The sequence below is a fragment of the Mycobacterium sp. genome, from assembly GCF_039583805.1.
In the GTDB taxonomy this organism is placed as follows: Bacteria; Actinomycetota; Actinomycetes; order Mycobacteriales; family Mycobacteriaceae; genus Mycobacterium.
Genome location: NZ_JAVKSH010000066.1, coordinates 15341 through 21174 on the forward strand (window position 1 = coordinate 15341; position 5834 = coordinate 21174).

The window sequence follows — 5834 nt, forward strand, 5'->3', positions numbered from 1 at the left end:
GCGGGCGCCTGCACCGGGGCGGGGGCGGCGGGAACCGGCGCCGGTTTCGGGGCCGGCGCAGGTGGCGCGGGCACCTGGGCTTTCGGTGGCGGCGCCGGCTTCGAGGCAACCACGTTGCTGCTGAGGCTGGGCCGCTGATCGGCATGCGGGCGGATGCCGAACGCCAGCGCAAGCACCAGCGCCACCACCCCGACGACGAAGACCGTCAACACCGCCATCGCGGTGAAGAACGGTGTGCGGCCCGGCGCATCGACCGTCTCCGGGGCGAAATCCGGGAACATGCCGCTGGCGAGGTCCTCGCCGGCGTCGGCACCGGCCACGGTGTAGCCGTCGTCGTCCTCGTCAGGAACCGCGCTGTAGGCGAGGGCCTCCCGGCCGTCGACAGAGACATCCGGCACGGCCAGATAACCCGGCGCGACCGCGTACGGGTCTACCAGACCGGTACCGGGATCCTGCGCGTACGCCAGGGCCTGGGTTGACGACGCGAACAGCGGGGCATGCGCGCTGGCCAGCGCGGCACCGCGAGCCAGCGCGAGCTCCGGCTCCTCGGGCGCACTCAGCGGCAGCGTTGTCGCCGCATCCAGCGCCGGCTTGATCAGCGGGATGTCGACCCCGGAACCCACCACGAACACACCGTCCGGCCGGGTGGGCAGGCCCGCGGCGCTGGACACCAACCCGGCCAGCGTGGCGACCGCCGCGTCGTCGTCGTCGGGAAGAATCTCGCGACGGACGTCGGAGACAGCGCCGTCGGCCGAGTCGACGACGGCCAACGTCGCGGTGTCGGGTTCGATGAACAGCAGAGCGGTGCGACTGTAGCCGGTTGCGCTGCCCACCGTTTGCGCCAGCGCCGCCGCGGCCAGAAACGCCGAGATCAGCATGACATTCTCCAGCTTGCGGGCCGCCAATGCGTCGCGCAGCGCTGCGGCCTGCGCCTGGTCGCTCCACGTCACCCCGGTGGAAACCAGCTGGTAGCCGGCCTCGGCGGCGCCTTCCCGGGTACCGAGGATCGCGGCGACCACCTGGTCGGGTGCGGTCAGCGCCGCCGGGCCGTCACCGTCGGAAAGCTCGCCGGGAAGATCGTCGGAAAGGCCGGCGGAGAGATCAAAGCTCCCCTCGTCGACGGTGACACCGTCGGCGTTTTCGCCCTCGAGCAACACCATGCGTACCGACCTGGGTGCCATCGAGACCCCGAGCACGGTATCCACGACACCTCCACAGCAGTCACCCAGCAGCTCACGGGACGGCGCGGGGCAACGATGCCCTCGCCTCACCACCCGTTCATCGCCGCGGCGGCGCACAGCGTTATCGCCGCGCTATCCCGACAGCTCCGCGCTATCCCGACTTGATGAAGTTCTGGTACGAGCGCGAGGGTGTGGGCCCCCGCTGGCCCTGGTATTTCGACCCTACCCTGGTGCTGCCGTAGGGGTGCTCGGCCGCGCTGGTCAGCCGCAGGATGCAGAGCTGGCCGATTTTCATGCCCGGCCACAGCGTGATCGGCAGGTTGGCGACGTTGGAGAGCTCCAGCGTGATGTGTCCGCTGAAGCCGGGGTCGATGAATCCCGCGGTCGAGTGGGTCAACAGGCCCAGCCGCCCGAGCGACGACTTGCCTTCCAACCGTCCGGCCAGGTCGTCGGGCAAGGTGCACACCTCCAGCGTCGAGCCCAGCACGAACTCGCCCGGGTGCAGCACGAACGGCTCGCCGTCGAGGGGCTGCACCAGGCTGGTCAGCTCGTCCTGCTGCCGGGACGGGTCGATGTGGGTGTAGCGGGTGTTGTTGAACACCCGGAACATGCTGTCCAGGCGGACGTCGACGCTGGACGGCTGCACCAGGGCATCGTCGAACGGGTCGATGCCCAGCCGGCCGGCGGCGATTTCGGCCCGCAGGTCACGATCGGAGAGCAGCACCCGACGAGCCTATCCCCGGGGCTCCCGGTGACGGTGAGCGACGCCGCGCCGAATGTTAACCTTCGGACGCAGCAGCGCCGATGTAGTTCAATGGCAGAACATCAGCTTCCCAAGCTGAATACGCGGGTTCGATTCCCGTCATCGGCTCCACGGTTGGCTAGCCCGATAGCGCTGTTCTAACCCGCGGGCCGGGGCCATGCCGACGGCTCGCCTCAGCGGGGCACCGGGAGCCCTCGCGGCGGTGCGTCGTAGGCACTTTGGTACGTAAGTGTGGGCCCCGCCCTGTCACACCGGCCACATGCATCCCAGGCCCGGGAGACACGCTCTGTGCGCGCCTCGAAGACGTGTGACACGTACGGTTGATCGTCGTGCGAAAGGCGGTCGGGAAGCTCAGTGTCCCGCGGCGAACAGCACGTCGGGGTTGAGGATGCCCGCCGGGTCGAAGCTCTGCTTGATGCGGCGCATGAGGTCCACCTTGACTGGGTCTTCGAGCTCGAGGAAGTACGGTGTCTTAGCGCGGCCGAGGCCGTGTTCGCCGGAGATCGCGCCACCCAGTTCCATTGCGAGCGCGAAGATGTCGGTCATCAACTTCTTCCGCACGTCCGGCTCTTTGCAGAAAATCGCCAGGTGCACATTGCCGTCCCCGGCGTGCCCGCAGCCGGCCGCGGCGGCGCCGGCGCCCGCCGCCAGACCGCGCGCGCCGGCAAGGAATTTCGGCATCGCGCCGCGCGGCACGACGGTGTCGATGATGTCGTCGGCCCCGATCGCCTTGGCCGTCCAGAACGCCTTCTCGCGGGCCTCGACCAGCTTGCGCGCCGAGCCCCCTTCGAGCACGTAGGCGTCGAAGGCACCGAGCTCGGCGAGCAACTCGCCGGCCCGTTGGACGTCCTCGTCGAGCCGGTTCGCCGTTCGGTTCTCCAGCGCCACGACGACATACGCCTCACAAGCCTCGCGGACCTGGTCGGGGATCCCCAGATCCAGGTTCTGGGTGTGGACGAGCGCTGCCATGGTCACGGAGTCGACGTACTCGAGGATGTAGGGGCCAAGCCCACTGGCCAAGATCGCCGGCACCGCCGCCGTCACCTGCTCGAAGTCGGCGAATGGGGCCAGCACGGTGGCGTTGTGGTCGAGCCGCGGGTGCAGCTTGACGATCACCTCGGTGACCAGCGCCAGGGTGCCTTCGGAGCCGACGATCAACTGGGTCAGGTCGTAGCCGGTGGACACCTTGGCGATCCTGCCGCCCGTGCGGATGATCTCGCCGGTCGGCAGCACCGCCTGCAACCCGAGCACGTTGTGGCGGGCGATCCCGTACTTGACCGCGCGCATCCCGCCGGCGTTCGTGCCGACGTTGCCGCCGACGCTGGAGGACAGCTCGCCGGGGTGGACCATGTAGCGCAGCCCAGAATCGGCTGTCGCGGACTCTAATTCAGTCAGCGTCACCCCCGGCTGCACGACGGCGACCTGGTTGGTGGTGTCGACCTCGAGGACCTTGTTCATCCGCTCGAAGGAAATCAGCAGCCCGTCGGCCCGGGGAATCGCCGCGCCCGACAGGCCGGTGCCCGACCCGCGGGCCGTCACGGGAACCCTGGTGTCCGTGGCGGTCTTGACCAGCTGGGCGACCTCGTCGGCGCTCGCAGGCTTGGCGAGGTAGGCCGGCTTCTGCGGGGGCGTGGTCAGCTCCTCGTCGTGGGAGTAGTCGTCGGGGATCGCGTCGCCAGCGAGCAGGTTGTGGGCCCCGACGATCTCCGCGAACCGCGCCGTCATGTCGCTCATGAACGCACACTCTAGAACTCAGCGCTTGCAGGGCCGCAGCGTCCGTCCGCTCACCAGGGCCGAGAGCCGGACGGGCATGAGTCGTCCGCCGGTGGCCATCACCCGGTAGCGCCGACCGGGCACGACCACGGCGCGGCCCAGTCCGAACGCAACGTGGCGGTTGGGTGCGCGGTCCAGGATGATCTCGTTGGGCCGGTCGAACTCTTTCTCGTCGCGGTTGGCCGAGAGCCAGCTGATGACGACGCGGTCGTTTTGCCGCAGGTGTTGGCCGTCGAGGTCGATGTCGCGGGTCACGGTCGGGTGGGGCCAGTTCAAGCCGGCACGACCACAGCGCGTCACCCGCACCGGTAGGGCCACATCAGGCGATACAGTTGTCCCGACCATCCACCCCGCCCACTGCGTGACACACCGTCAACTCGCTGATACTGACCCATGCACCTAGGCGCGGCGAGATCTGGACCTTGGACACCGCCACCGAGACCCGGGTGCTGGTCATCTCCTCGACGGTCTACAACGAGATACTCACGGAGCCGACGATCGTCGCGATTCCGATCCTCACCAGCGATCCTGATACCGGATTCGGTGTGGGTCTGGCCGAAGGCCACTGGGCTGCAACAGGACTCATCACCAGCTTGTGGAAATCGCGACTACGAGAATGTGAGCGCAACATCGGCACACAACTACTCACTGACATCAACACCATGCTGTTCCGGATCCTCGCGACACCGGAGCGATAGCAGACGTTTCCACCACGGCTTCGTCCTGCGAATGCGGATGCCGGATTCTCGCCGTAGTGAAATCGTGACAGAGGCTTGATCGAATTGCTCACGCGCGCCGGCACTTCCACTCGTCAAGGCGCCCTACGATCACAATGACACGGTTGTGATTACGAAGGAATAGAAGCCATGCGTGCGGTTGTTCGGTGTGTTCTCGCGGTGATCGGTATCGCCGCGACTGCGACGGGGCCCGCCGGTGTGAGCCTGGCGGCGAACCAGCCGTCTGCGTCGGCCATCGCGTCGGTGCTGCCGACGCGCGGCGAGGTGGTGGGGGTGGCCCACCCCGTGGTGGTGACGTTCACTGCGCCCGTCGCCAACCGGCACGCGACCGAGCGTGCCCTTGCAGTCACGTCGGCACCCGCGATGACCGGCACGTTCGAATGGCTCGACAACGACGTGGTGCAGTGGGTCCCCAACCGATTTTGGCCGGCGCACAGCACGGTAGCGCTGTCGGTGGGCGGAGTGTCTACCGACTTCACGACGGGTCCCGCCGTCGTCGGTGTCGCCAGTATCTCGGACCACACGTTCACTGTGAGCGTCGACGGAGTCGAGGCCGGACCGCCGCCGCGACTCCCAGCGCCGCATCACCGGCCGCACTGGGGTGAAGAGGGGGTGATGCCGGCCTCGATGGGTAGGCCGGAGTTCCCGACGCCGGTCGGCACCTACCACGTCATGTCCAAGGAACGCTCGGTAATCATGGATTCGAGCAGCGTCGGCATCCCCATCAACGATCCCGAGGGGTACCGGATCCCAGTGGATTACGCCGTACGCATCACCGGCCGGGGCCTCTTCGTCCATTCAGCTCCGTGGGCTGTCAATTCGCTGGGGTTCGACAATGTCAGCCACGGCTGCATCAGCCTGAGCCCCCAGGACGCCGAGTGGTACTTCAACACGGTCAAAATCGGCGACCCGGTGATAGTGCGGGAATAGCGGCGGCCACACCCTCCAGCTTCAGCAGACCCCGCACCTTGAGGGCGTCCGGGTACGCATCAGGCTGCTGGTTCCGTGTGCCCGATGGCGACGAGGTGCCTGCGCTGTCGTGTGTTACCCGCGACTTGGCTCACATTGGTGCATCCCCCGGGGCGGTCGCGTCGCGTTGGTCACAGCTGCCACAGGTGTCCCTGCGCCGGTCGGCACCCGAGGTGCCCAGCTCTGAGCGACAGCTGTGGTGGCGCGGTGCTGCGAAGGAGGTTGTCGCGCAGAGGCGGACACGGCGCACATCGCCTCTTCCAGAGACCAGTGGTGCTGATGTGGCCAGACAGCAATATGTGAATCTGGAGGTCTCCGGGTGCACGACGCCGCGACAATAACCTGGGTGACGATCGGCTCGTCACGGCACCAACGGGATTTGAGTTGTGTTACCCGGCAACGTAGTTCCGA

Annotated in this window: 5 protein-coding genes, 1 tRNA gene and 1 pseudogene; 3 read left to right on the top strand and 4 right to left on the bottom strand. The window is 67.6% G+C overall.

Annotated elements, in window-relative coordinates; translation table 11 throughout:
• Both ABDW21_RS10610 and dcd read right to left on the bottom strand, forming a co-directional pair.
• Positions 1–1160, bottom strand: a 1160-nt coding sequence (locus tag ABDW21_RS10610) for a hypothetical protein (RefSeq protein ID WP_343710438.1), incomplete at its 3' end; no start/stop codon positions are given.
• A 172-nt stretch (positions 1161–1332) separates the two neighbouring features.
• Complete coding sequence (gene dcd / locus ABDW21_RS10615) at positions 1333–1905, bottom strand: dCTP deaminase (RefSeq protein ID WP_343601446.1); 573 nt, start codon at positions 1903–1905, stop codon at positions 1333–1335.
• Positions 1906–1981: 76 nt separating this feature from the next.
• Between dcd and ABDW21_RS10620 the strand changes: the two genes are divergently transcribed.
• Positions 1982–2055 (top strand) — tRNA-Gly (locus tag ABDW21_RS10620).
• Positions 2056–2295: 240 nt separating this feature from the next.
• Here the strand turns inward: ABDW21_RS10620 and ABDW21_RS10625 are convergent.
• Positions 2296–3678 (bottom strand): FAD-binding oxidoreductase, encoded by a 1383-nt coding sequence (locus ABDW21_RS10625; protein WP_343601448.1) that lies wholly within the window; start codon positions 3676–3678, stop codon positions 2296–2298.
• A 135-nt stretch (positions 3679–3813) separates the two neighbouring features.
• Positions 3814–3975 (bottom strand): annotated as a pseudogene (locus ABDW21_RS10630) (cytochrome P450); the annotation flags it as partial.
• 155 nt (positions 3976–4130) lie between these two features.
• Here ABDW21_RS10630 and ABDW21_RS10635 point away from each other — a divergent pair.
• Positions 4131–4415 carry a MazF family transcriptional regulator gene (locus ABDW21_RS10635; RefSeq protein ID WP_343601455.1) on the top strand — a complete coding sequence of 95 codons (285 nt, stop codon included), beginning with the start codon at positions 4131–4133 and terminating at the stop codon, positions 4413–4415.
• Between the two features lie 168 nt (positions 4416–4583).
• A complete protein-coding gene (locus ABDW21_RS10640) occupies positions 4584–5384 on the top strand; it encodes a L,D-transpeptidase (protein WP_343601450.1) in 801 nt (266 codons plus the stop codon).
• Positions 5385–5834: the final 450 nt, after the last annotated feature.

What these genes read in the sequence shown, in the direction of transcription:
- ABDW21_RS10625 (WP_343601448.1), bottom strand. Translation starts at nt 3,678, where the DNA reads ATGAGCGACATGACGGCGCGGTTCGCGGAGATCGTCGGGGCCCACAAC.
- ABDW21_RS10640 (WP_343601450.1), top strand. Translation starts at nt 4,584, where the DNA reads ATGCGTGCGGTTGTTCGGTGTGTTCTCGCGGTGATCGGTATCGCCGCG.